Genomic DNA, 22,439 nt, shown 5'->3' on the forward strand with positions numbered 1-22,439 from the left:
GCTCCGGTGTGACGAACCGACGACAAGGCACAATTCAAGTGAACATGCGCAACCAGTGGCCAGTCCTGCCCGTCGTGGCGGGGCTGGCCTCCGGCCTGTTGACCGGCTGTGGCTCCGAGACCGGTGATTCCGGGGGCACCGGCTCCTCCGTGGTGATGGGGATGTCCGACGACGTCCTCGCCACGGACCCGGCATCCGGCTACGACCCCGGCTCCTGGATACTGTTCGACAACGTCTTCCAGTCGCTCCTCAGCTTCCCCAAGGGCGGCACCGAACCCGAGCCCGAACTGGCGAAGGAATGCACCTTCACCGACACCCGGGCCATGGTCTACCGGTGCGAACTGAAGGACGGCCTGAAGTTCAGCAACGGCGACGCCCTCACCTCCGAGGACGTCAAGTTCTCCTTCGAGCGCATGAGGAAGATCGACGACCCCGCGGGTCCCGCGATCATGTTCCCGATGCTCGGGAAGGTCGACACCCCGAACGAGAAGACCGTCGTCTTCCACCTGAAGGTCCCCGACGCCACCTTCCCCAGCAAGATCGCCTCCGGCGCCGGATCCATCGTCGACCACCGCCAGTACGACGCCGACGGCCTGCGCACCGACCACAAGGCCGTCGGCTCCGGCCCCTACAAACTGGACTCCTTCGACAAGGACCAGGCCGTCTTCTCCGTCAACGGCAACTACAAGGGCACCTCCGAGATCAGCAACTCCGGAGTCACCCTCAAGTTCTTCCACGGCGACCAGCCCGCCCTCAAGCGCTCCCTCCTCGACGGCGACATCGACATCGCCTACCGCGGCCTGACCGCCACCGACGTCGCCGACCTCGACCGGCAGGACGACAGCAAGGGCGTCGACGTCATCGAGGGCAGCAGCGCCGAGGTCCAGCACCTCGTCTTCAACATGAAGGACCCGGTCGCCGGCAAACTCGGCGTCCGCAAGGCCATGGCCCACCTCGTCGACCGAGAAGCCCTCATCAAGAACGTCTACGACGGCACCGCCACCCCGCTCTACTCGATCATCCCGGCGGGCATCGCCGGCCACAACACCGCCTTCTTCGACACCTACGGCGCCCGCCCCGACCGCGCCAAGGCCGCCGCCGCGCTACGCGCCGACGGCATCACCGGCAAGGTCAAGCTCACCCTGTGGTCCACGCCGTCCCGCTACGGCCCCGCCACCGACGAGGAACTGAAGGCCATCGCCGGCCAGCTCAACGCCAGCGGCCTGTTCGACGCCGACGTCAAGTCCGTCGCCTTCGACCAGTACGAGAAGGACATCGCCAAGGGCCGCTACGGCGTCTACGTCAAGGGCTGGGTGCCCGACTACCCCGACGCCGACAACTTCACCGCACCCTTCTTCGGCAAGGGCAACGTGCTGGCCAACCACTACAGCAACCGCACCATCACCGGATCCCTCATCCCCGGCACGGCCGCACAGAGCGACCGCGCCGCCACCGACAAGGACTTCGGCCGGCTCCAGGACATCGTCGCCGACGAACTGCCCATCCTGCCGGTCTGGCAGGGCAAGCAGTACGCCGTCGTCCGTGACGGCGTCTACGGCCTGGAGTACTGCCTGGACGCCTCCACGGTGTTCCGGTTCTGGGAACTCCACAAGAGCTGACCCCGGCCACGACAAGGGCGCCCCCTCCCACCCGGGAGGGGGCGCCCTTCGCCGTCGTACCGCCTACTGCGCGCCGGGCCGCACCAGCCCGCTCTCGTACGCGTACACCGCCGCCTGCACCCGGTCCCGCAGCCCCAGCTTGGTGAGCACATGCCCCACATGCGTCTTCACCGTCGTCTCACTGACGAACAGGTCCGCCGCGATCTCCGCGTTCGACAGCCCCCGCGCCACCAGCTTCAGCACCTCCACCTCACGGTCGGTGAGCGTGTGCAGGGTGTCCGGCACCGGCTCCTCACCCGACGGCAGATGCGTGGCGTACTTGTCCAGCAGCCGCCGGGTGATGCTCGGCGCCAGCATCGCCTCACCGCCCGCCACGACCCGGATCGCCTGCACCAGCTCGTTCGCCGGCGCGTCCTTCAGCAGGAAGCCGCTCGCACCCGCCCGCAGCGCCTCCACCACGTACTCGTCCAGATCGAACGTCGTCAGCACCAGCACCTTCGCCGGGCCGTCCCGCCCCGGCCCGGTGATCTGCCGGGTCGCCTCGACGCCGTCCATCCGCGGCATCCGGATGTCCATCAGCACGACATCCGGCTGCAGGGCCCGCACCTGGTCCAGGGCCTGCAGACCGTCGCCGGCCTCGCCGACGACCGCGAGGTCCTGCTCGGCCTCCAGGATCATGCGGAACCCGGTACGCAGCAGCGGCTGGTCGTCGACCAGTAGGACGCGGATCGCCACGTGACACTCCTTCGCTAGTCCGGCCCCATTCTGCCCTGCGCGGCCGCACCGACGGGCCGCCGGGGCACCCCCGGCACCGGCTCAGCCCGCCCCGGGACCGGGCTCCACGACCGGCAGCGGATAGGGCGGGGGAGTACCCCCGAACTCCGGACAGTGCGCCTGGTGGTCGCACCAGCCGCACAGCTTGGTCGGCCTCGGCCGCCACACCCCCGTCCGCGTGGCCTGCGAGATGGCCTCCCACAACGCGTGCAGCTTGCGCTCCACCCGCTCCAGGTCCGCGAGATCCGGGTCGTACGTCAGCACGTCCCCACTGCCCAGATAGACCAGCTGCAGCCGGCGCGGGACCACCCGCTTCAGCCGCCACACCACCAACGCGTAGAACTTCATCTGGAACAGGGCGCCCTCCGCGTACTCCGCCCGCGGCGCCTTCCCCGTCTTGTAGTCGACGATCCGCACCTCGCCCGTCGGCGCCACGTCCACCCGGTCGATGATCCCGCGCAGCCGCAGCCCCGACTCCAGCTCCGCCTCCACGAACAGCTCACGCTCGGCCGGCTCCAGCCGCGTCGGATCCTCCAGCGAGAACCAGCGCTCCACGAGCCGCTCGGCCTCCGCCAGCCAGCGGGCCAGCCGCTCGCCCTCCGGATCGTCCGCGAACAGCTCGGTCACCTCCGGCCTGCTCTCCCGCAACCGGTCCCACTGCCCCGGGATCAGCGCCTTGGCCCGCGGCACCGTCCGCTCCCCGGCCGGCGCGTCGAACAGCCGCTCCAGCACGGCGTGCACCAGCGTCCCCCGGGTCGCCGCCTCACTCGGCTTCTCCGGCAGCCGGTCGATCACCCGGAACCGGTACAGCAACGGACACTGCATGAAGTCACCGGCCCGCGACGGAGACAGCGACGAGGGCGCCACCGCCACCCGCCCGGCCTCCGGCGACCCTCCCGCGCCGGTCCCGGACTCCGCCTCACCCGTCCCGGACTCCGTCTCACCGGCGCCGGCCGCCGCCGAACCGGGCACGGCCGCGCCCGGCTCCGGCCCGCCCGCGGCCCCGGCCATCGAGGGGACCGGTCCCACCTGGGCCGGCAGCGCCGCCCCGGGCACGCTCGGCCGCGACGGGGCGACCGGTTCCGTCTGATCGGCGCCGCCCGTCCGGGCCCCCGCCTCCTCGATGCTGCTGTCCATTCCACAGACCATACGGCCCGCCACTGACAGTGACCCAGCCCGCGACCGCGTCGGCCACCCCACCGCGGGGCAAACACAAGGGGTGCCGGGGCGAAACACGCCACCACGGCCGCATACCATCGACGAGAGACCCTTCCGCCCCGTCAGGCGCGGAAGACGCTTCGAACGAGGGGAAACCGTGGACGTGAGCGGCGGGAGCGGGCAGCCGCGGTCCGGCAACGACGAGCCGGCCGAGCACCCCGCAGGTCCAACGGCCCCGGCGACCGGACCCACCGATCACCCCGGCCCCGGGCCCGTACGGCCCGAGCCCCCCGCCCCCGAGCAGGACCGGCCCGAACGGTCCGAAACCCCCGCACCCGCACAGGACACCCCGCACCCGGACCACCCCACGGCCGACGACGAGCCCGCCCCGCAGCCGGACACCGCCACCGGCACCCGGCCCGCGACGTCCGACGAGGGCACCGGCACGACCGCCCCGGAACGGGGGACCGGCACCCGCGCCGAACCCGGCGGCACCGACAGCACGCCCCGCGCCGACCACGCCGAGCACCGCACCCTCGCACACTCCGGGATCGCCAAGGGCGCACCGCCCCGGCCACGGCCCAAAGAACCCGGCGGCGGCATCCTCATGGGACGCCCCTTCGGCGTCCCCGTCTACGTGGCCCCCAGCTGGTTCCTCGTCGCCGCCCTGATCACCTGGGTCTTCGGCGGCCAGCTCGACCGCGTCCTGCCCGAACTCGGCGCCGCCCGCTACCTCGTCTCCCTCTTCTTCGCGGTCGCCTTCTACGCCTCCGTCCTCGTCCACGAGCTCGCCCACACCGTCGCCGCGATCCGCTTCAAACTCCCCGTCCGCCGCATCCAGCTCCAGTTCTTCGGCGGCGTCTCCGAGATCGAGAAGGAAGCCGAGACCCCCGGCCGCGAATTCGTCCTCGCCTTCGTCGGCCCCCTGCTCTCCCTCGTCCTCGCCGGCCTGTTCTACCTCGCCATGAAACCGGTCGAACCCGGCACCGTCCCCGGCGTCCTGCTCGCCGGACTGATGGTCTCCAACCTCATCGTCGCGATCTTCAACCTCCTGCCCGGCCTGCCCCTCGACGGCGGCCGCATGCTCCGCGCCGTCGTCTGGAAGCTCAGCGGCAAACCCATGACCGGCACCGTCGCCGCCGCCTGGGTCGGCCGCGCCCTCGCCGTCTCCGTCCTCATCGGCCTGCCCCTGCTCAACCAGTCCGGCGCCCTCGGCGGCAGCGGCGAGGACACCGGCGGCATGGACACCGTCACCGACGCCCTGCTCGCCGCCATCCTCGCCGCCATCATCTGGACCGGCGCCGGCAACAGCCTCCGCATGGCCCGGCTGCGCGAACACCTCCCCGAACTCCGCGCCCGCACCCTGACCCGCCGCGCCGTACCGGTCGAGACCGACACCCCCCTCTCCGAAGCCCTCCGCCGCGCCAACGCCGCCGGCGCCCGCGCCCTCGTCGTCGTCGACGCCGACGGCCACCCCCTCTCCCTCGTCCGCGAGGCCGCCATCGTCGGCGTACCCGAACACCGACGCCCCTGGGTCGCCGTCAGCGGCCTCGCCCAGGACCTCACCGACGGCATGCGCGTCTCCGCCGAGCTGTCCGGCGAGGAACTCCTCGACACCCTGCGCGCCACCCCCGCCACCGAGTACCTCGTCGTCGAGGAGAGCGGCGAGATCTACGGCGTCCTGTCCGCCGCCGACGTCGAACGCGCCTTCGTCAAGGCCATGGCCAGACCGACGCCGTAGTGGTCCGCGGCCCCCGCAAAGGCCGGTAGTCTGTTCACATGTCCGAACCGACCGGTGCCGCCCGCAGGCGCGGGCCCTTCAAGGTCGGGGACCAGGTACAGCTGACCGACCCCAAGGGTCGCCACTACACGTTCACGCTCGAAGCCGGGAAGAACTTCCACACCCACAAGGGCTCCTTCCCGCACGACGAACTGATCGGCGCTCCCGAGGGCAGCGTTGTCCGCACCACCGGCAACGTCGCCTACCTCGCGCTGCGCCCCCTGCTCCCCGACTACGTCCTGTCCATGCCCCGCGGGGCAGCCGTCGTCTACCCCAAGGACGCGGGGCAGATCCTCGCCTTCGCCGACATCTTCCCCGGCGCACGCGTCGTCGAGGCCGGCGTCGGCTCCGGCTCGCTCAGCAGCTTCCTGCTGCGCGCCATCGGCGACCAGGGCATGCTGCACTCCTACGAGCGCCGCGAGGACTTCGCCGAGATCGCCCAGGCGAACGTGGAGCGCTACTTCGGCGGCCCGCACCCCGCCTGGCAGCTCACCGTCGGCGACCTCCAGGACAACCTGTCGGACACCGACGTCGACCGCGTCATCCTCGACATGCTCGCCCCCTGGGAATGCCTGGAGTCCGTCTCCAAGGCGCTCGTCCCCGGCGGCATCCTCTGCTGCTACGTGGCCACCACCACCCAGCTCGCCCGGACCGTCGAGTCCATCCGGGAGATCGGCTGCTTCAACGAGCCGACCGCCTGGGAGACCATGATCCGCAACTGGCACATCGAAGGCCTGGCCGTCCGCCCCGACCACCGCATGATCGGCCACACCGGCTTCCTGCTCACCGCCCGCCGCCTCGCGGACGGCGTCGAGCCCCCCATGCGCCGCCGCCGCCCCGCCAAGGGCGCCTACGGCGAGGACTACGCCGGCCCCAACGCGGACGGCGGCACCGGCCGCTGACCGGCCGCACACCCGAACAACGCCAGGGCGCCGTGCCCGAGTTCCCCCACCACAACGGGAACTCGGGCACGGCGCCCGTCCGTTGACAGGCCACCAGGACTCCCACTCCCCCCACGGCCCCGCCCGCCCGGACACACCCGGGCGCGCCACCCGCGGAAATCCCGGACCCCGCCGTTCCCCCGCACTGTGACGTGTGGCACCATGCTGGCCACCCCACCGGCACAGCCCTCACAGGAGACACTCCTAGTGCAGCAATCCGCCGTTCCGGAGCTCGCCCACGCCCAGACCCGGCCCATCCACTGGGTGGCGACCGCCACCGCCGTCGCCGGCGTCGTCGCGCTCTCCTCCGTCGTCCAGCCCGGATCGGCCACCGCCGCCCAGGCCGCCCCCGGCATCCGGACCCAGTCCGCCCCCGCCGCTGCGGCCCCGCCCAGCACCAGCGGCGTGGCCTTCCCGCTGCAGTGCGGACCCGTCAAGGCGGTCGTCGTCAAGAAGACCACCGGCGACCTCGACGGCGACGGCAGGCCCGAAACCGTCGCCGTCGTCCACTGCGACGCCCCCATGGGCACCCCGCCGGACGGGGTCTACGTCCTCACCCGCTCCGCCGGCGGAGCCAAGCCCCGCGTGGTCGCCACCCTCGTCGACCCCAAGGACCGCTTCACCGTCACCGACTTCGCGATACGCGGGCGGACGGTCGCCGCCACCCTCCTCGGCTACTCCTCGGACGACGTACCCAGTTGCTGCCCCGACGTGAAAACCCCGGCCACGTGGCGGTGGAACGGCAGCGCCTTCCTCCGCTCCACCCCGGCCGGGGCCCACAGCGTCTGAACCGGACTATTCCGCGTCGGGCCCGTACACCTCGACCTTGTCCGAAACCCGGCGCACATGGATGCACTCACCGGGACACTCCCTGGCCGAATCCACCACGTCCGTCAGCAGCGGCAGCGGCACCGGCGTCGTCGCACCGCCGGCCTGCAGCAGCTCGTCGTCCGCGCCCTTCACATAGGCCAGCCCGTCGATGTCCAGCTCGAACACCTCGGGGGCGTACTGAGCACAGATCCCGTCGCCGGTACACAGGTCCTGGTCGATCCAGACCTCCAGCGCCTCGCCGCCCGGGGCCTCCTGCTGCACGGTCATCTCTCCTGCCGTCGGTTCGCCGGGCGGTCCCGGCAACCCGAGGGCCAGCCGGTTCCGCTCCAGCGGCTGTTGAACACCCCCGACCCTACCTCCGCCCGGAACACGGCCGCCCTCCACCGCCACGGGGTTTCCGGCCCCGGCGCCCGGGTACGAAGGCCCGACCGGCGACATAGGTACCCCCGCCGCGGACCTGCACACTTCAGGCCCCGCCCGCGGTGACCCCGCCCGCCCGGACCGTCGCTCTGCGTGATGATCGTACGAGCGCCCTCACGGCTGCCCGCGACAAGGCCACCCAGCCCGACCGGACAACTCCGGCCGGTAATGAAGGAATTTGACCACCCCGTGCTTGGAACAGGCTGCTTCCCCATCACGTTGAGTGGGTATCCCCTCCGTGCGAGGGAGAGCGCACCGGGTGACCGACGACACACCTTGACAGTCTTTGTGATCTAGGGGTTTCAATCGACACCCACCCAGGTAGGGTCTGGAAGCGTCCAGCTCCCCTTGGAGGAGGTGAGGACCGTGGCAGCCCACGACGACGACATGAACCGCGGCATCCGCCCGGGACGAGGGTCCGACGACCCGGCCGGGCAGATCGCCTACCTTGAGCAGGAGATCGCCGTCCTGCGACGTAAGCTCGCCGACTCTCCGCGACACACGAGGATTCTCGAAGAGCGGATCGTCGAGCTGCAGACGAACCTGGCCGGCGTGTCCGCCCAGAACGAAAGACTGGCCAACACACTCCGCGAAGCCCGCGACCAGATCGTGGCCCTCAAGGAAGAAGTCGACCGGCTCGCCCAGCCACCGGCCGGCTTCGGAGTCTTCCTGCAGGCCAACGAGGACGGCACCGCCGACATCTTCACCGGCGGCCGCAAACTCCGCGTGAACGTCAGCCCCAGCGTCGAGCTCGACGACCTCCGGCGAGGCCAGGAAGTCATGCTCAACGAAGCGCTCAACGTGGTCGAGGCCATGGAGTACGAGAGCGTCGGCGACATCGTCACCCTCAAGGAGATCCTCGAGGACGGCGAACGCGCCCTCGTCCTCGGGCACACCGACGAGGAGCGGGTGGTCCGGCTCGCCGAGCCGCTGCTGGACGTCACCATCCGCCCCGGCGACGCCCTGCTCCTCGAACCGCGCTCCGGATACGTCTACGAGATCGTCCCCAAGAGCGAGGTCGAAGAACTCGTCCTCGAAGAGGTCCCCGACATCGGCTACGAGCAGATCGGCGGCCTCGGCGGACAGATCGAGGCCATCCGCGACGCGGTCGAGCTGCCGTACCTCTACCCCGACCTGTTCCGGGAGCACGAGCTGCGCCCGCCCAAGGGCGTCCTGCTCTACGGCCCCCCCGGCTGCGGCAAGACACTCATCGCCAAGGCCGTCGCGAACTCGCTGGCCAAGAAGGTCGCCGAGGTCACCGGCCAGGCCGCCGGCAAGAGCTTCTTCCTCAACATCAAGGGCCCCGAGCTCCTCAACAAGTACGTCGGCGAGACCGAGCGGCAGATCCGCCTCGTCTTCCAGCGCGCACGTGAGAAGGCCAGCGAGGGCACCCCCGTCATCGTCTTCTTCGACGAGATGGAATCCCTCTTCCGCACCCGCGGATCCGGCGTCAGCTCGGACGTGGAGAACACCATCGTCCCCCAGCTGCTCGCCGAGATCGACGGCGTGGAAGGCCTCCAGAACGTGGTCGTCATCGGCGCCTCCAACCGCGAGGACATGATCGACCCCGCCATCCTGCGCCCCGGCCGGCTCGACGTGAAGATCAAGATCGAGCGTCCCGACGCCGAGGCCGCCAAGGACATCTTCGGCAAGTACCTCACCGAACGCCTCCCCCTGCACGGCGACGACCTCGGCGAGCACGGCGGCGACAAGGCCACCACCGTCCAGAGCATGATCCAGACGGCGGTCGAGCAGATGTACGCCGAATCCGAGGAAAACCGCTTCCTGGAAGTCACCTACGCCAACGGCGACAAGGAAGTCCTCTACTTCAAGGACTTCAACTCCGGCGCCATGATCGAGAACATCGTGGGCCGCGCCAAGAAAATGGCGATCAAGGACTTCCTCGAAAAGAGCCAGAAGGGCCTCCGCGTCTCCCACCTCCTCCAGGCCTGCGTGGACGAGTTCAAGGAGAACGAGGACCTGCCCAACACCACCAACCCCGACGACTGGGCCCGGATCTCCGGAAAGAAGGGCGAACGGATCGTCTACATCCGTACCCTCATCACCGGAAAGCAGGGCGCGGACACGGGACGCTCCATCGACACGGTGGCGAACACCGGTCAGTACCTGTAAAAGCAGGGCGGCTGCGGGTGCCCTCACCGGGTACCCGCAGCCCTTGCGTTTTTCAGGCCACGACCGGAGCAGCCAATGACGCAAATGATCTCCCCACCAGCGCAAAGGCGTTCTAGGCTCGTTCCTACCGCCGAATCGCGCAGTGCGGGGACGGGCACCGCACACGCACCGGAGCGCCAGCGGTACTTGAGCGACGCCCACGACCGAGGGTGCCGCCGGGCAAGGAGGGCCGCATGACCGTACGGCGAGTAATGGGCATCGAGACGGAGTACGGGATCTCCGTCCCCGGCCACCCCAACGCCAATGCCATGCTCACCTCGTCCCAGATCGTCAACGCCTACGCCGCGGCGATGCACCGGGCCCGCCGGGCCCGCTGGGACTTCGAGGAGGAGAACCCGCTGCGCGACGCGCGAGGCTTCGACCTCGCCCGGGAGGCCGCCGACTCCAGCCAGCTCACCGACGAGGACATCGGCCTCGCCAACGTGATCCTCACCAACGGCGCACGCCTCTACGTGGACCACGCCCACCCCGAATACAGCGCCCCCGAGGTCACCAACCCCCGCGACGCCGTCCTCTGGGACAAGGCCGGCGAACGCATCATGGCCGAGGCCGCGGAGCGGGCCGCCCAGCTCCCCGGCGCCCAGCCCATCCACCTCTACAAGAACAACACCGACAACAAGGGCGCCTCCTACGGCACGCACGAGAACTACCTGATGAAGCGGGAGACCCCCTTCTCGGACATCGTGCGCCACCTCACGCCCTTCTTCGTCTCCCGCCAGGTCTTCGCGGGCGCCGGCCGCGTCGGCATCGGCCAGGACGGCCACGAACACGGTTTCCAGCTCAGCCAGCGCGCCGACTACTTCGAGGTCGAGGTCGGCCTGGAGACCACGCTCAAGCGCCCCATCATCAACACCCGCGACGAACCCCACGCCGACGCGGAGAAGTACCGCCGCCTGCACGTCATCATCGGCGACGCCAACCTCTCCGAGATCTCGACGTACCTCAAGCTGGGCACCACCGCCCTGGTCCTGTCCATGATCGAGGACGGCTTCATCGCCGTCGACCTGGCCGTCGACCAGCCCGTCCGCACCCTCCACCAGGTCTCCCACGACCCCTCCCTCAAGCGCCTCGTCACCCTCCGCAGCGGCCGCACGCTCACCGCCGTCCAGCTGCAGATGGAGTACTTCGAGCTCGCCCGCAAGTACGTCGAGGAACGCCACGGCGCCGACGCCGACGACCAGACCAAGGACGTCCTCAGCCGCTGGGAGGACACCCTCACCCGGCTGGAGAACGACCCCATGAGCCTCGCCGGCGAACTCGACTGGGTCGCCAAACGCGAACTCATGGAGGGCTACCGCCGCCGCGACGACCTCGACTGGGACGCCGCCCGGCTCCACCTCGTCGACCTCCAGTACGCCGACGTACGGGCCGAGAAGGGCCTCTACAACCGCCTGGCGGCCCGCGGACGCATCAAGCGGCTCCTGGACGAGGCCGAGGTCGACAAGGCCCGTACGAAGCCGCCGGAGGACACACGCGCGTACTTCCGCGGCCGCTGCCTCGAGCAGTACGCCGACGACGTCGCCGCCGCCTCCTGGGACTCGGTCATCTTCGATCTCCCCGGCCGCGACTCGCTGCAGCGCGTTCCAACCCTGGAACCGCTACGCGGAACGCGAAATCACGTCAAGGAGCTACTCGACCGCTGCCGCACCGCGGAAGACCTGGTCAGGGTCCTGTCGGGCGGCTGAGCGCGACCAGCGGGTACTCGTACCGCTCCGGGCGGACGGGGTGGAAATCCCACCGCCCGGGAATCATCGAGGTGGCCCCCGCACGTTGTGGAAACTGCGGGGCCGATGTCGGACCCGGCTTGTAGGGTCTGATCATCACCGATCGGCAGGCGAACTGAGCGGGGTGAGGGTTATGGCAACGAAGGACACCGGCGGCGGCCAGCAGAAGGCGACGCACTCGACCGAACAGGCCGAGGAGCAGACGCAGGAAGCGCAGGCCTCGGAAGACCTCAAGGAACGGCACGAGAAGCTGTCGGACGACGTGGACTCGGTGCTGGACGAAATCGACGACGTACTCGAGGAAAATGCCGAGGACTTCGTGCGCTCCTTCGTGCAAAAAGGTGGAGAGTAAAGGTCAATCAGTCGCTTTGCCTTCGAAGTGAAGGTAGCGGGGGAACCGGGTGGCTGACGAACCGAGCACGAAGGAATGCCGGAAGTGCGGACGGGATCTGGCGCTCGCGGCATTCGCGAAGGACGGAAATCGGCGCGATGGCCTCCAGGTGCACTGCCGGGAGTGCGTGGCGGAGTACAGCGCTGCGCACTACCGGCGGCGCCGAGAGGCCATCGGCAGACCTGTACGGGAGAAAGTGGCGGTGCCGGCCGGTCACAAGCTGTGCCGGATGTGCGGTGAGATCAAGCCGCACAGCGAGTGGCATCGCAATGCCACTGCTTCCGACGGGTTGTCCACGCGCTGCAAGGCGTGCCGAGCCGCTGAGGGACGCGCGCATCACCTGAAGCGCAGTTACGGGCTCACCGAGGCCGAGCGGGATGCGCTGGTCGGCTCTCAGCGCGGACTCTGTGTGATCTGCCTGAACGCTCCGGCCGTACATGTGGATCACTGCCACAAGACGGGTAGGGTCCGTGGCGTACTGTGCTTCAACTGCAATTCGGCCATCGGCAAGTTGGGAGACGATCCCGACGCCGTCCGCCGGGCCGCCGCCTACCTGGAAGGAAACTCGTGGAAGCCAATACTCGTGGCACCGGGCGTCTACCAGCTGCCTTCCTGACGCCGGGATCCTCCTCGTTCATGGACTTCCTCTCCGAGCACCAGCCCGAGCTGCTGCCGGGCAAGCGGCAGCTGCCGCCCACGCAGGGTGTGCTCGAGGCGCCGCACGGGACGACCATCGTGGCGGCGACGTTCCCCGGTGGTGTGGTCCTCGCCGGTGACCGTCGGGCCACGATGGGGAATGTGATCGCGCAGCGGGACATCGAGAAGGTGTTCCCGGCGGACGAGTACTCGGCCGTCGGTATCGCCGGCACGGCGGGTCTCGCCGTGGAGATGGTGAAGCTCTTCCAGCTGGAGCTGGAGCACTTCGAGAAGGTCGAGGGCGCCCAGCTGTCGCTGGAGGGCAAGGCCAACCGGTTGTCGACGATGATCCGGTCGAACCTGGGGATGGCCATGCAGGGTCTGGCCGTCGTCCCGTTGTTCGCCGGGTACGACGTGGACCGGGAGAAGGGCCGGATCTTCTCGTACGACGTGACGGGCGGGCGTTCCGAGGAGACCAATTTCGCGGCGACGGGTTCCGGCTCGATCTTCGCGCGGGGCGCGATGAAGAAGCTGTTCCGTGGCGACCTGTCCGAGGAGCAGGCGACCACGCTCGTGGTGCAGGCCCTCTACGACGCGGCCGACGACGACTCGGCGACCGGTGGTCCCGATGTCGCCCGCCGGATCTACCCGATCATCACGGTGATCACCGAGGACGGTTTCCGTCGGCTCACGGAGGATGAGGCCTCCGGGGTCGCGCGCGCGGTGCTCCAGAAGCGTCTGGAGGAGCCGGACGGTCCCAAGGCCGCCCTGCTCTGAGCGAGGGCTCCGGTGTGTGTGCAAGGTGATCCAGTGACCATGACAGAAAGGGACGGATAGCCGGTGTCGACGCCGTTCTATGTCTCACCTCAGCAGGCCATGGCCGACCGGGCGGAGTACGCCCGCAAGGGCATCGCCCGGGGCCGCAGCCTGGTCGTTCTCCAGTACGCCGACGGCATCGTGTTCGTCGGTGAGAACCCGTCCCGTGCGCTGCACAAGTTCAGCGAGATCTACGACCGGATCGGTTTCGCGGCCGCCGGGAAGTACAACGAGTACGAGAATCTGCGCATCGGTGGTGTGCGGTACGCGGACCTGCGTGGTTACACCTATGACCGGGACGACGTGACCGCGCGTGGTCTGGCGAACGTGTACGCGCAGACGCTGGGCACGATCTTCTCCTCGGCGGCCGAGAAGCCGTACGAGGTGGAGCTGGTCGTGGCGGAGGTGGGGGAGACGCCCGAGGGCGATCAGATCTACCGGCTGCCGCACGACGGTTCGATCGTGGATGAGCACGGTTCCGTGGCGGTGGGCGGCAACGCGGAGCAGATCGGCAGTTTCCTTGATCAGCGGCACCGTGAGGGGATGACTCTGGCGGAGGCTCTGAAGCTGGCCGTGCAGGCGTTGTCGCGGGACACCAACGGCAGTGAGCGGGAGATTCCCGCGGAGCGGCTGGAGGTGGCGGTGCTGGACCGTACGCGTCCGCAGAAGCGGAAGTTCAAGCGGATCGTGGGACGTCAGCTGGCGCGTCTGCTGGAGGCCGGCGGGGCGGCCACGGAGGCGGAGAGCGCCGAGGAGGAGTAGCCGTCGGTCCGTCGTGTGACGGTGTGTGCCCCGTCCGGGTTTTCCCGGGCGGGGCACGCGGCTGTTCAGGGGGTGCGTGGCGGGGCTGTGGACCCGCGGACGACGAGTTCGACGGGGATGTCCTGGCGGTCGGGCTCGCGGCCGTCCAGGACGGCGAGGAGGGCGTGCATGCCGCGTTCGCCGAAGAGTTCGGCGTCGAGTCGGACGGTGGTGAGTTCGGGGTCGAGGGCGGTGGCGAGGGCGAGGTCGTCGAGGCCGGTGACGGAGATGTCGTCGGGGATGCGCAGGCCGAGGCGGCGCAGGGCCTTGTAGGCGCCGGCGGCGAGTTTGTCGTCGTCGCAGACGATGGCGGTGGGGCGGGGGCCGGGGGCGGTGAGTGCGGTGGTGGTGGCGGTGAGGGCGCCTTCGATGGAGATCGGGGCGTGGGCGGTGCTTAGGCGGGTGCCGGGTGCGGCGGCGATGCGGGCCGTGAGTTCTTGTCGGCGTACGTCGAAGGTCCAGGAGGGGACGTCGGCGGCGAGGTGGAGGACGTCGCGGTGGCCGAGGGTGAGGAGGTGGCCGGTGACCTGGCGGACGCCGTCGGCGATGTCGAGGTTGACGGTGGCGGCGCCGAGGCTGCCGGTGGGGTCGCTGTCGAGCATGACGAGGGGGAGTTGGTCGCCGCGGATGGCGGTGAGGGCGTCGGCGGCCATGGAGGAGGCGATGACGCCGTCGAGGGCGGCCTGGGCGGAGGCGAAGGGGTCGCGGGCGGGGCCGATGCCTTCGGGGGAGGGGTAGAGGACGACGCCGAAGCCGTGGTCGGCGGCGACGCGTGCGGCGCCGGTGTAGACGCCGGCGAAGAATTCGGTGGTGAGGGCGGGGACGACGAGGAGGACGGTGCGGGTGTGGCCGAGGCGGAGGTTGCGGGCGGCGAGGTTGGGGCGGTAGCCGAGGTCGCGGGCGGCTTCGCGGACGCGTTCGGCGGTGGTCTCGGAGACTCGGCCGCGCCATTTGTCGCCGAGGACGAGGGAGACGGCGGCCTGGGAGACTCCGGCTGCCTGGGCGACGTCACGGCTGGTCGGGCGCGTGCTGCTGCGTGCCACCGTGGGCGTGCTCCTCTTCTGGTGGTGCGCCGTCGGGGTGTCCTGGGGCTCACTCACGGTCGTCTGGACGGGTGAACTGCGCACATGGTACGTATGACGGGGGACGTTATACGTAACACTTCGGGCCGTCGAGGCGTCCCGGGCGAGCCGTTGGAGGCTGGACATGGCCACGGGATACCTGGAGATCCTGCGGGCGCGGCACGCGCTGCGGCTGCTCACGGGCACTCTGGTGGGGCGACTGCCCAACGCGACGGCCGCGATCGCCCTGGTGCTGTTCGTGCGGGCGGAGGGGGGCACGTACAGCCTCGCGGGCGCGCTGGCGGCGGTGTACGGCGTGGCGAACGCCGTGGGCCAGCCGGTGCTGGGCCGGCTGGTGGACCTGTACGGGCAGCCGAGGGTGCAGTTTCCGGCGGCGGTGCTCTCTGCGGTCGCGATGACGGTCTTCGCCTTCTCGGGGACGGATCCGCTGCCGGTGGCGTACGCGGCGGTCGCGGCGTCCGGTCTGTTCACGCCGCCGCTGGAGGGCGGTCTGCGGGCGCTGTGGCCGTCGGTGCTGGGCCGTGAGGAGCAGGTGCACACGGCGTACGCGATGGACGCGGTGGCGCAGGAGATCATGTTCACGGTCGGGCCGCTGCTGGTGACGGTGTGCGTGTCCGTGTGGGACGAGCGGGCGGCTCTGCTGGTGCTGAGCCTGCTGGGTGTGCTGGGTGCGCTGTCGGTGGTGGTGTCGCCGCCTTCGCGCGCGTGGCGGTCGGCTCCGCGTGAGGCGCACTGGCTGGGTGCTCTGCGTTCGCCGGGGCTGCTGGCGCTGCTGGGGGCGTTCCTGTTCGTGGGGATCGCGCTGGGTTCCATCACGGTCGCGTCGGTGTCGTACGCGGACGGTCACGGTGGGGACGCGGTGTACGGGTGGCTGATGGCGGGGCTGGGGCTGGGGGCGCTGGCGGGCGGGACGGTGTACGGCGCCCGGCGGTGGGCGGGTGTGCCGGAGCGGCGACTGCGGGTGCTGGTGGCTCTTCTGGCGGTGTGTTACCTGCCGCTGATGCTGATGCCGGGTGCGGTGGCGATGGTGTTGCTGAGTGTGGTGTCGGGTGTGTTCCTGGCGCCCTGCATCGCCTGTGCGTTCATCATCGTGGACCGGCACGCGCCGGCGGGGACGGTCACCGAGGCTTTCTCCTGGCTTGTGACGACGTTCACCGTGGGTGCGTCGGTGGGAACGGGCCTGGCGGGGCCGGTGGTCCAGGCGGGTGGCACGCTGTGGGGTTTCGCGCTGCCGGGGGCCGCGGGGGCGGTGTCGTTGCTGGTCCTGCTGGCCACGGGGCGGGTCCTCGCAGCTCCCGCGCGGGGCGCGGTCGTTGCGGCTTCATCGGAAAATGATCCAAATCGTGCTGCCGAACCCCGTTTCAGCTCGGGGGATCGGGCGTAATGTTCAGTCATGGACCGCCGCATTTTCGGGCTGGAGAACGAGTACGGCGTCACGTGCACGTTCAGGGGACAGCGCCGCCTGTCGCCTGACGAGGTGGCGCGGTACCTCTTCCGCCGTGTCGTGTCATGGGGCCGTAGCAGCAATGTCTTTCTGCGGAACGGCGCCCGGCTCTATCTCGACGTGGGATCGCATCCGGAATACGCGACACCCGAATGTGACAACGTGACCGAGTTGGTCACCCACGACAAGGCCGGCGAGCGCATTCTCGAAGGACTCCTGGTGGACGCGGAACGACGCCTGCACGAGGAGGGAATCGCGGGCGACGTCTACCTCTTCAAGAACAACACCGACTCGGCGGGCAACTCCTACGGGTGCCACGAGAACTATCTGGTGGCACGGCACGGGGAGTTCTCCCGGCTCGCGGACATCCTCATTCCGTTCCTGGTGACGAGGCAGCTGCTGTGCGGTGCGGGCAAGGTGCTGCAGACGCCGCGCGGTGCGGTGTACTGCGTGAGCCAGCGCGCGGAGCACATCTGGGAGGGCGTCTCCTCGGCGACGACCCGTTCCCGGCCGATCATCAACACTCGCGACGAGCCGCACGCGGACGCCGAGCGTTATCGCCGGCTGCACGTCATCGTGGGCGACTCGAACATGTCCGAGACGACCATGCTGCTGAAGGTCGGGGCGACCGATCTGGTGCTGCGCATGATCGAGGCGGGCACGGTGATGCGTGACCTCACGCTGGAGAACCCGATCCGGGCGATCCGCGAGGTCAGTCATGACATCACGGGCCGGCGCAAGGTGCGTCTGGCCAGTGGCCGGGAGGCGTCGGCGCTGGAGGTGCAGCGCGAGTACTTCGACAAGGCCGTGGACTTCTGCGACCGGCGCGGGATCCGTACGGGTACGGTCGCGCAGGTGCTGGAGCTGTGGGGCCGCACTCTGGACGCGATCGAGACGGAGGAGCTCGACCGGATCGGGACCGAGATCGACTGGGTGATGAAGTACAAGCTCATCGAGCGGTACCGGGCGAAGCACAACATGACGATGTCGCATCCGCGGGTCGCGCAGATAGACCTCGCGTATCACGACATCCACCGTCGCCGTGGTCTGTACTACCTGCTGGAGAAGAAGGGGCAAGCCGCCAGGATCTGCAACGACTTGAAGATCTTCGAGGGCAAGTCGGTGCCACCGCAGACCACTCGGGCGCGGTTGCGCGGTGACTTCATCCGGCGGGCGCAGGAGCAGCGCAGGGACTTCACGGTGGACTGGGTGCATCTGAAGCTCAACGACCAGGCGCAGCGGACCGTGTTGTGCAAGGACCCGTTCCGTTCGGTGGACGACCGGGTGGAGAAGCTGATCGCCGGAATGTAGCGAAAAGCGGGCGAGTCAAGCGTTTGGGCCCTGAAATGCCGGAACGCCACACGGGCGCCGTACGTTTACCGTACGGCGCCCTTCTCACGTCGTAGAGTTGCGCGCACGCCAACCACAAGATCGACCGATTACGAGGCCTTCCGTGCGCCGACGTTCACTCCTCCTCGCCGCCCTTCCCGCGGGACTCGTCACGCTCTCCGCCTGCGGTGACGACAAGTCCGGCGCGAGCAAGGGCGCCTCGCCGTCGCCCTCGGTGTCGAGCGCGCCGCCGCCGAAGATCGTGGACGGGCCGTTGCCGGCGATCACGGCGGGCAAGAAGTTCGGTGAGAAGCCGACCGTGGCGAAGGGGACGGGGGAGCCGTCGCCGAACCTGGCGGTGAGGACGGTGATCGCGGGCAGTGGCCGGACGATCGCGGAGAACGACTTCATCGAAGCGAACTATCTGGGTCAGATCTGGGACACGGCCAAGGTCTTCGACAACTCCTACGACCGGGGGCGTCCGCTGCTGATGCAGCTGGCGCAGGGGACGATCATCGACGGCTGGCGGTATGCGCTGGCGGGCAAGAAGACCGGCAGTCGGGTGGAGATCGCGGTGCCGCCGAACTTGGGATACGGCAAGGCGGGCCAGCCGGACGCGGGTATCAAGGGGACGGACACGCTGGTGTTCGTGATCGATCTGATCGAGTCCTTCAACTCGAAGAGTTCCGCCCAGGGCAAGCCGGTGGCGCAGAGTGATCCGGCGCTGCCGAAGGTGGGCACGAACACCGACGGGCAGGTGCCCAAGGTGACGGTGCCGAAGTCGGACCCGCCGAAGAAGCTGGCGTCGGTGTATGTGCTGGAGGGCGACGGTCCGGAGCTGAAGGCCGACCAGACGGTGCTGTGCCAGTTCCAGGGCCTGGTCTGGGAGGGCGGGAAGACCTTCCAGCGGACGTACGGCTCGGGCCGGCTGAGCCAGTTCTCGCTGGAGCAGATGCAGCAGACGGTGAAGGGTCTGGCGCAGGGGCTGACGGGCAAGAAGGTCGGCAGCCGGGTGCTGATCGTGGTTCCGCCGGAGCTGGGGTACGGCGACAACCCGCCGAGCGGCGGGGTCATCAAGAAGGACTCCACGCTGGTGTTCACGGTGGACATCCTCGCCGCGATGTAGCGGCGCGGTGCGTCCGTGGCGGGCGGGAGAGCTGCGGGGATGAAAGACTGTCCGCGTTTCGTGTCGTACACAAGCAGGAGCTTTTGACGTGAGCATCGAGAAGCCCGAGATCGACTTCCCGGGCGGCGAGCCCCCGGCGGACCTCGAGATCAAGGACATCTGGGAGGGCGACGGCGAGGTCGCCTCGGCCGGCGACTTCGTCAAGGTCCACTACGTGGGCGTCGCGTTCTCCACCGGTGAGGAGTTCGACGCCTCCTGGAACCGCGGTACCCCGCTGGACTTCCAGCTGGGTGTCGGCCAGGTCATCCAGGGCTGGGACAAGGGCGTGCAGGGCATGAAGGTGGGTGGCCGCCGTCAGCTGGTCATCCCCGCGCACCTGGCCTACGGCGACCGCGGCGCGGGTGGCCGTATCGCTCCGGGTGAGACGCTGATCTTCGTCTGCGACCTGGTCGGTGTGACCAGGCGCTGACCGGATCCGGTCGGAAGAGGGCCCGTGCGGTGCGCGCGGGCCCTTCTTCGTTGCCGCTTGCCGATCAGGAGGGGTCACCTTCCTGGTCCGGCTTTTGTCCGGACACCTGGGAGCGGTACGGTCTTCGGTCGGAAGCACCATAGGGAAGGCGAAGGGCGTCGATGGCCATTGCCAAGGCCGAGCGGCTGATGAACCTCGCGTTGTGTCTGCTCGGGACACGACGGCCGCTCAGCAAGCGTGAGCTGCGCGAGTCCATAGAGGCCTATCTCGAAGCCGGGAGCGACGACTCGTTCAACCGGATGTTCGAGCGGGACAAGGACGACCTGCGCGAGCTGGGCCTGGTCATCGAGACGGTGGAGAACCTCGAGGGCGAGGTCGGCTATCTCGCGCGCCGGGACAGCAACCGGCTGCCGCCGATCACCCTGGACGCCGAGGAGGCCGCGGCCCTGGGTCTGGCCGCGAAGGTGTGGCAGCAGGCCCGGCTGGCCGGTGCGGCCAGCGGTGCTCTGCAGAAGCTGCGTGCGGCGGGGTTGCCGGAGGACGTCGATCCGTACGAGGCGCACGGGGCGCTGGAGCCGCGCATCCCGGTGCACGAGGCGGCCTTCGAGCCGTTGATGCTGGCCTGCCGGGACCGCCGGCCGGTGCTGTTCGACTACCGCAAGGCCTCCGCCGCGCATCCGGAGCCGCGGCATGTGGAGCCGTGGGCGCTGGAGTGCTGGCGCGGCCACTGGTATCTGGCGGGGTGGGACCGGGACCGGGGCGCCGAGCGTGTCTTCCGGCTCTCGCGGATCACCGGCCGGGTCCGCTCCCGTGGGACGGGTTTCACCGCGCCGGTGCCCGATGTCGTCACCGTGCGGGAGACCGTGGCGGGCTGGGCGGGGGAGATCGCGGACCGTTCGGCGCTGATCCGGCTGCGGTCGGGTGCTGGTTACCCCCTGCGGGCGAAGGCCGTCGGGGTGCGGGAACTCGGTGACGGCTGGGACGAGTTGGAGATTCCGTACGGGCACGGTCTGGACGCCTGGCTGGTGGAGTTCGGGCCCGACGTGGTGGTGCTGGAACCGGCCGAGCTGCGGGCGGACGTGGTGGACCGGCTGCGTGCCGTGGCCAAGGGCTGAGGGGGAGCAGGACAGTGGCAGGCAAACCGGCCAGGCCCGTGAACGCCATCGACCAGACCCGGCGGATGCTCTCCCTGGTGACCTATCTGCGGGAGCGTCCGGGCGCCCGGATCGCGGACGTCGCCCGTGCCTTCGGTATCAGTGAGGACGAGCTGGTCGCCGACCTCGATCTGCTGCCGATGTGCGGGACCAGTTTCCGCGGCGGGGATCTGCTGGACATCGACACCGACGGCGAGCGCATCTGGTGGCACAACCCGGCGGCGCTGGGCGAGGAGGCGGCGGAGCCGTTGCGGCTCGCCGCCGACGAGGCCACCGCGCTGCTGGTGGCGGCCCGTGCCGTCTCGACGCTGCCGGGGCTGCGGGAGAGCGACCGCCAGGCCCTGCTGCGGGCCACCGCGAAGGTGGAGACGGCGGCCGGTGAGGTGGCCGGTGCCAGTTCCCGGCTGTCGGTGACGTTCGAGTCCGAGGGCGGGGTGTTCGCCGATGTCGACCGGGCGATCTCCGAGCGCCGCCGGCTGTGGATCCGCTACTACTCGCCGGCCCGTGACGAGGTCACCGAGCGCGAGATCGACCCGATCCGCCTGGTCAGTGTCGGGCACACGTATGTCGAGGCGTGGTGCCGCCGCTCGGAGGCCCGGCGCACCTTCCGGCTGGACCGGGTCGCGGAGATCCGGATTCTCGACGAGCCGTCCGCGCCGCCCGAGATAGAGCTGCGGGATCTGTCCGAGGCACTGGTGCAGCCGGCGGCCGAGGATCCGGAGGTCGTCGTCGAGGTCGGTCCGGGCGGCCGCTGGGTCGCCGAGTACTACCCGCACGACAGTGCCGATGAGCTTCCGGACGGCGGGTTGCGTATCACTTTGCGGACCCCCGATCCGGCCTCCCTGCGCCGGCTGGCGCTGCGGCTGGGCCGCGACGGCAGGATCGTCTCGCCGCCGGAGCTGGCCGACAGTGCCCGCAGGGCGGCCGGGGAGGCGCTGGCGGCGTACGACGTGCCGCCGGTCGCCGTGCGGGGTGCCGACGGCGGGGACGAGCGGCCGGAGTGAGCCGCGGCGGGGCGGTACCGGCCGCGGCGGCCCGGGCGTCGGCGACCAGCTACGAAGGAGCGAGGGATTTGAGCGAGTCTCCGGGGTCGGGCGCGGGTGAGATGACGGTGGCGGCGGCCTTCGCAGGGATGAGAAGAGTGGTCCCGGTGATGTTCAGAGCCGGCTGCCCGGACTGCCGGGGCCGTTTCGAACTGGCGGCGAGTGCCCTGCGGCTCGCGATCGGCGGGAGCAGCCGGACGACGTTCTACTCCTTCACCTGCCCCGAGTGCGGGTCAGCGGTCCGCAAGCCGGCGGGGGAGCGTGTCGTGGAGCTGCTCACCGGCGGCGGGGTGCGCACCCTGCGGCTGCACTCCACCGCGTAGGCGGCTGCGTCCGGCGGCGCGGGACGGTCTAGGCTCGGTGGCATGTTCTGGCCGATGTTCGCGGTAGCCGTGGGTTTCCTGGGTCTCGCCGTTCTGGGGGTGCTCGCCGTCCGGGTCTTCGTGGAGGCGCGGCGTCTGGGGCGGCAGGTGGCGGCCTCGGCGAGCCGCATCGACCGGGCGGCCGAGGATCTGGAGCGGTCCGTGGCGAGCGCGTCCCGTGCGGTGGACGCGCTCTGAGCCGTCGCGGGGACACGGGTGAGGCGGGCGGCACAAGCGGTTTGCGTCACTTCGCCCTGTCATGCTGCCCATCGGGAAAGGTACGCTGCTGGTCGTGGTGCGGCGAACGAGGCCCGTGCCGCTGACCGGGAGTACGCACGGGGATTGC

Annotated in this window: 22 protein-coding genes; 18 read left to right on the plus strand and 4 right to left on the minus strand. The window is 69.9% G+C overall.

What is annotated here, in order from left to right:
* The first annotated feature begins 38 nt into the window (after positions 1-38).
* On the plus strand, positions 39-1,619 hold the full coding sequence (locus BLW57_RS30885; RefSeq protein ID WP_093479030.1) for an ABC transporter substrate-binding protein: 1,581 nt from the start codon (positions 39-41) through the stop codon (positions 1,617-1,619).
* 63 nt (positions 1,620-1,682) lie between these two features.
* On the opposite strand, the gene BLW57_RS30890 is transcribed toward BLW57_RS30885, so the two are convergent.
* Together BLW57_RS30890 and BLW57_RS30895 are read right to left on the minus strand one after the other, a co-directional pair.
* Positions 1,683-2,354 (minus strand): response regulator, encoded by a 672-nt coding sequence (locus tag BLW57_RS30890; RefSeq protein ID WP_073899715.1) that lies wholly within the window; start codon positions 2,352-2,354, stop codon positions 1,683-1,685.
* An 81-nt stretch (positions 2,355-2,435) separates the two neighbouring features.
* Complete coding sequence (locus tag BLW57_RS30895) at positions 2,436-3,404, minus strand: RecB family exonuclease (RefSeq protein ID WP_093480969.1); 969 nt, start codon at positions 3,402-3,404, stop codon at positions 2,436-2,438.
* A 304-nt stretch (positions 3,405-3,708) separates the two neighbouring features.
* Here BLW57_RS30895 and BLW57_RS30900 point away from each other — a divergent pair, with 304 nt between their 5' ends.
* The 3 genes from BLW57_RS30900 to BLW57_RS30910 all read left to right on the plus strand — a co-directional run bounded on the left by BLW57_RS30900 (position 3,709) and on the right by BLW57_RS30910 (position 7,061).
* Entirely contained in the window at positions 3,709-5,292 is a 1,584-nt protein-coding gene (locus tag BLW57_RS30900) for a site-2 protease family protein (protein ID WP_093479032.1), read from the plus strand.
* Between the two features lie 38 nt (positions 5,293-5,330).
* Positions 5,331-6,233, plus strand: coding sequence for a tRNA (adenine-N1)-methyltransferase (locus tag BLW57_RS30905; protein WP_073899711.1), 903 nt, complete (start codon positions 5,331-5,333; stop codon positions 6,231-6,233).
* Between the two features lie 246 nt (positions 6,234-6,479).
* Positions 6,480-7,061 (plus strand): hypothetical protein, encoded by a 582-nt coding sequence (locus tag BLW57_RS30910; RefSeq protein WP_093479034.1) that lies wholly within the window; start codon positions 6,480-6,482, stop codon positions 7,059-7,061.
* A 6-nt stretch (positions 7,062-7,067) separates the two neighbouring features.
* Here BLW57_RS30910 and BLW57_RS30915 read toward each other — a convergent pair whose 3' ends face one another.
* Positions 7,068-7,370 carry a ferredoxin gene (locus BLW57_RS30915; protein WP_093479036.1) on the minus strand — a complete coding sequence of 101 codons (303 nt, stop codon included), beginning with the start codon at positions 7,368-7,370 and terminating at the stop codon, positions 7,068-7,070.
* Positions 7,371-7,889: 519 nt separating this feature from the next.
* On the opposite strand from BLW57_RS30915, the gene arc reads away from it, so the two are divergent.
* From arc to prcA, 6 genes are all read left to right on the plus strand, one after another.
* Entirely contained in the window at positions 7,890-9,656 is a 1,767-nt protein-coding gene (gene arc / locus BLW57_RS30925) for a proteasome ATPase (protein WP_073899705.1), read from the plus strand.
* Between the two features lie 233 nt (positions 9,657-9,889).
* Complete coding sequence (dop, locus tag BLW57_RS30930) at positions 9,890-11,401, plus strand: depupylase/deamidase Dop (RefSeq protein ID WP_371127819.1); 1,512 nt, start codon at positions 9,890-9,892, stop codon at positions 11,399-11,401.
* A 172-nt stretch (positions 11,402-11,573) separates the two neighbouring features.
* Positions 11,574-11,792, plus strand: coding sequence for a ubiquitin-like protein Pup (locus BLW57_RS30935; protein ID WP_073899701.1), 219 nt, complete (start codon positions 11,574-11,576; stop codon positions 11,790-11,792).
* Between the two features lie 49 nt (positions 11,793-11,841).
* Complete coding sequence (locus tag BLW57_RS30940; RefSeq protein ID WP_093479041.1) at positions 11,842-12,447, plus strand: endonuclease VII domain-containing protein; 606 nt, start codon at positions 11,842-11,844, stop codon at positions 12,445-12,447.
* Positions 12,399-13,244, plus strand: coding sequence for a proteasome subunit beta (gene prcB / locus BLW57_RS30945; RefSeq protein WP_093479043.1), 846 nt, complete (start codon positions 12,399-12,401; stop codon positions 13,242-13,244). The genes BLW57_RS30940 and prcB overlap by 49 nt, the downstream gene beginning before the upstream one ends.
* A 63-nt stretch (positions 13,245-13,307) precedes the next feature.
* Positions 13,308-14,045 carry a proteasome subunit alpha gene (gene prcA, locus BLW57_RS30950; protein WP_093479045.1) on the plus strand — a complete coding sequence of 246 codons (738 nt, stop codon included), beginning with the start codon at positions 13,308-13,310 and terminating at the stop codon, positions 14,043-14,045.
* Positions 14,046-14,110: 65 nt separating this feature from the next.
* On the opposite strand, the gene BLW57_RS30955 is transcribed toward prcA, so the two are convergent.
* Complete coding sequence (locus BLW57_RS30955; protein WP_093479047.1) at positions 14,111-15,127, minus strand: LacI family DNA-binding transcriptional regulator; 1,017 nt, start codon at positions 15,125-15,127, stop codon at positions 14,111-14,113.
* A gap of 163 nt (positions 15,128-15,290) precedes the next feature.
* Between BLW57_RS30955 and BLW57_RS30960 the strand changes: the two genes are divergently transcribed.
* The 8 genes from BLW57_RS30960 to BLW57_RS30995 all read left to right on the plus strand — a co-directional run bounded on the left by BLW57_RS30960 (position 15,291) and on the right by BLW57_RS30995 (position 22,291).
* Positions 15,291-16,550: an MFS transporter gene (locus BLW57_RS30960; RefSeq protein WP_093479049.1), complete on the plus strand. Its 1,260-nt coding sequence runs from the start codon at positions 15,291-15,293 to the stop codon at positions 16,548-16,550.
* 9 nt (positions 16,551-16,559) lie between these two features.
* Positions 16,560-17,921: a Pup--protein ligase gene (gene pafA, locus BLW57_RS30965; RefSeq protein WP_073899688.1), complete on the plus strand. Its 1,362-nt coding sequence runs from the start codon at positions 16,560-16,562 to the stop codon at positions 17,919-17,921.
* Positions 17,922-18,063: 142 nt separating this feature from the next.
* Entirely contained in the window at positions 18,064-19,065 is a 1,002-nt protein-coding gene (locus BLW57_RS30970) for an FKBP-type peptidyl-prolyl cis-trans isomerase (protein ID WP_093479050.1), read from the plus strand.
* Between the two features lie 88 nt (positions 19,066-19,153).
* Positions 19,154-19,534, plus strand: a complete 381-nt coding sequence (locus BLW57_RS30975; RefSeq protein ID WP_073899684.1) for an FKBP-type peptidyl-prolyl cis-trans isomerase — start codon at positions 19,154-19,156, stop codon at positions 19,532-19,534.
* A 161-nt stretch (positions 19,535-19,695) separates the two neighbouring features.
* Entirely contained in the window at positions 19,696-20,649 is a 954-nt protein-coding gene (locus BLW57_RS30980) for a helix-turn-helix transcriptional regulator (RefSeq protein ID WP_093479052.1), read from the plus strand.
* Between the two features lie 14 nt (positions 20,650-20,663).
* Complete coding sequence (locus tag BLW57_RS30985; RefSeq protein ID WP_093479053.1) at positions 20,664-21,692, plus strand: helix-turn-helix transcriptional regulator; 1,029 nt, start codon at positions 20,664-20,666, stop codon at positions 21,690-21,692.
* Positions 21,693-21,793: 101 nt separating this feature from the next.
* Entirely contained in the window at positions 21,794-22,054 is a 261-nt protein-coding gene (locus BLW57_RS30990) for a hypothetical protein (RefSeq protein WP_093480970.1), read from the plus strand.
* 42 nt (positions 22,055-22,096) lie between these two features.
* Positions 22,097-22,291 (plus strand): hypothetical protein, encoded by a 195-nt coding sequence (locus BLW57_RS30995; protein ID WP_073899678.1) that lies wholly within the window; start codon positions 22,097-22,099, stop codon positions 22,289-22,291.
* Positions 22,292-22,439: the final 148 nt, after the last annotated feature.

The organism is Streptomyces sp. 1222.5 (assembly GCF_900105245.1).
GTDB classification, from domain to species: Bacteria; Actinomycetota; Actinomycetes; order Streptomycetales; family Streptomycetaceae; genus Streptomyces; species Streptomyces albidocamelliae.

Coding starts and splice junctions, on each gene's coding strand:
- BLW57_RS30895 (WP_093480969.1), bottom strand. CDS start 3,404: ATGGCCGGGGCCGCGGGCGGGCCGGAGCCGGGCGCGGCCGTGCCCGGT.
- BLW57_RS30905 (WP_073899711.1), top strand. CDS start 5,331: ATGTCCGAACCGACCGGTGCCGCCCGCAGGCGCGGGCCCTTCAAGGTC.
- BLW57_RS30915 (WP_093479036.1), bottom strand. CDS start 7,370: ATGACCGTGCAGCAGGAGGCCCCGGGCGGCGAGGCGCTGGAGGTCTGG.
- dop (WP_371127819.1), top strand. CDS start 9,890: ATGACCGTACGGCGAGTAATGGGCATCGAGACGGAGTACGGGATCTCC.
- BLW57_RS30935 (WP_073899701.1), top strand. CDS start 11,574: ATGGCAACGAAGGACACCGGCGGCGGCCAGCAGAAGGCGACGCACTCG.
- BLW57_RS30960 (WP_093479049.1), top strand. CDS start 15,291: ATGGCCACGGGATACCTGGAGATCCTGCGGGCGCGGCACGCGCTGCGG.
- pafA (WP_073899688.1), top strand. CDS start 16,560: ATGGACCGCCGCATTTTCGGGCTGGAGAACGAGTACGGCGTCACGTGC.
- BLW57_RS30980 (WP_093479052.1), top strand. CDS start 19,696: ATGGCCATTGCCAAGGCCGAGCGGCTGATGAACCTCGCGTTGTGTCTG.
- BLW57_RS30990 (WP_093480970.1), top strand. CDS start 21,794: ATGACGGTGGCGGCGGCCTTCGCAGGGATGAGAAGAGTGGTCCCGGTG.
- BLW57_RS30995 (WP_073899678.1), top strand. CDS start 22,097: ATGTTCTGGCCGATGTTCGCGGTAGCCGTGGGTTTCCTGGGTCTCGCC.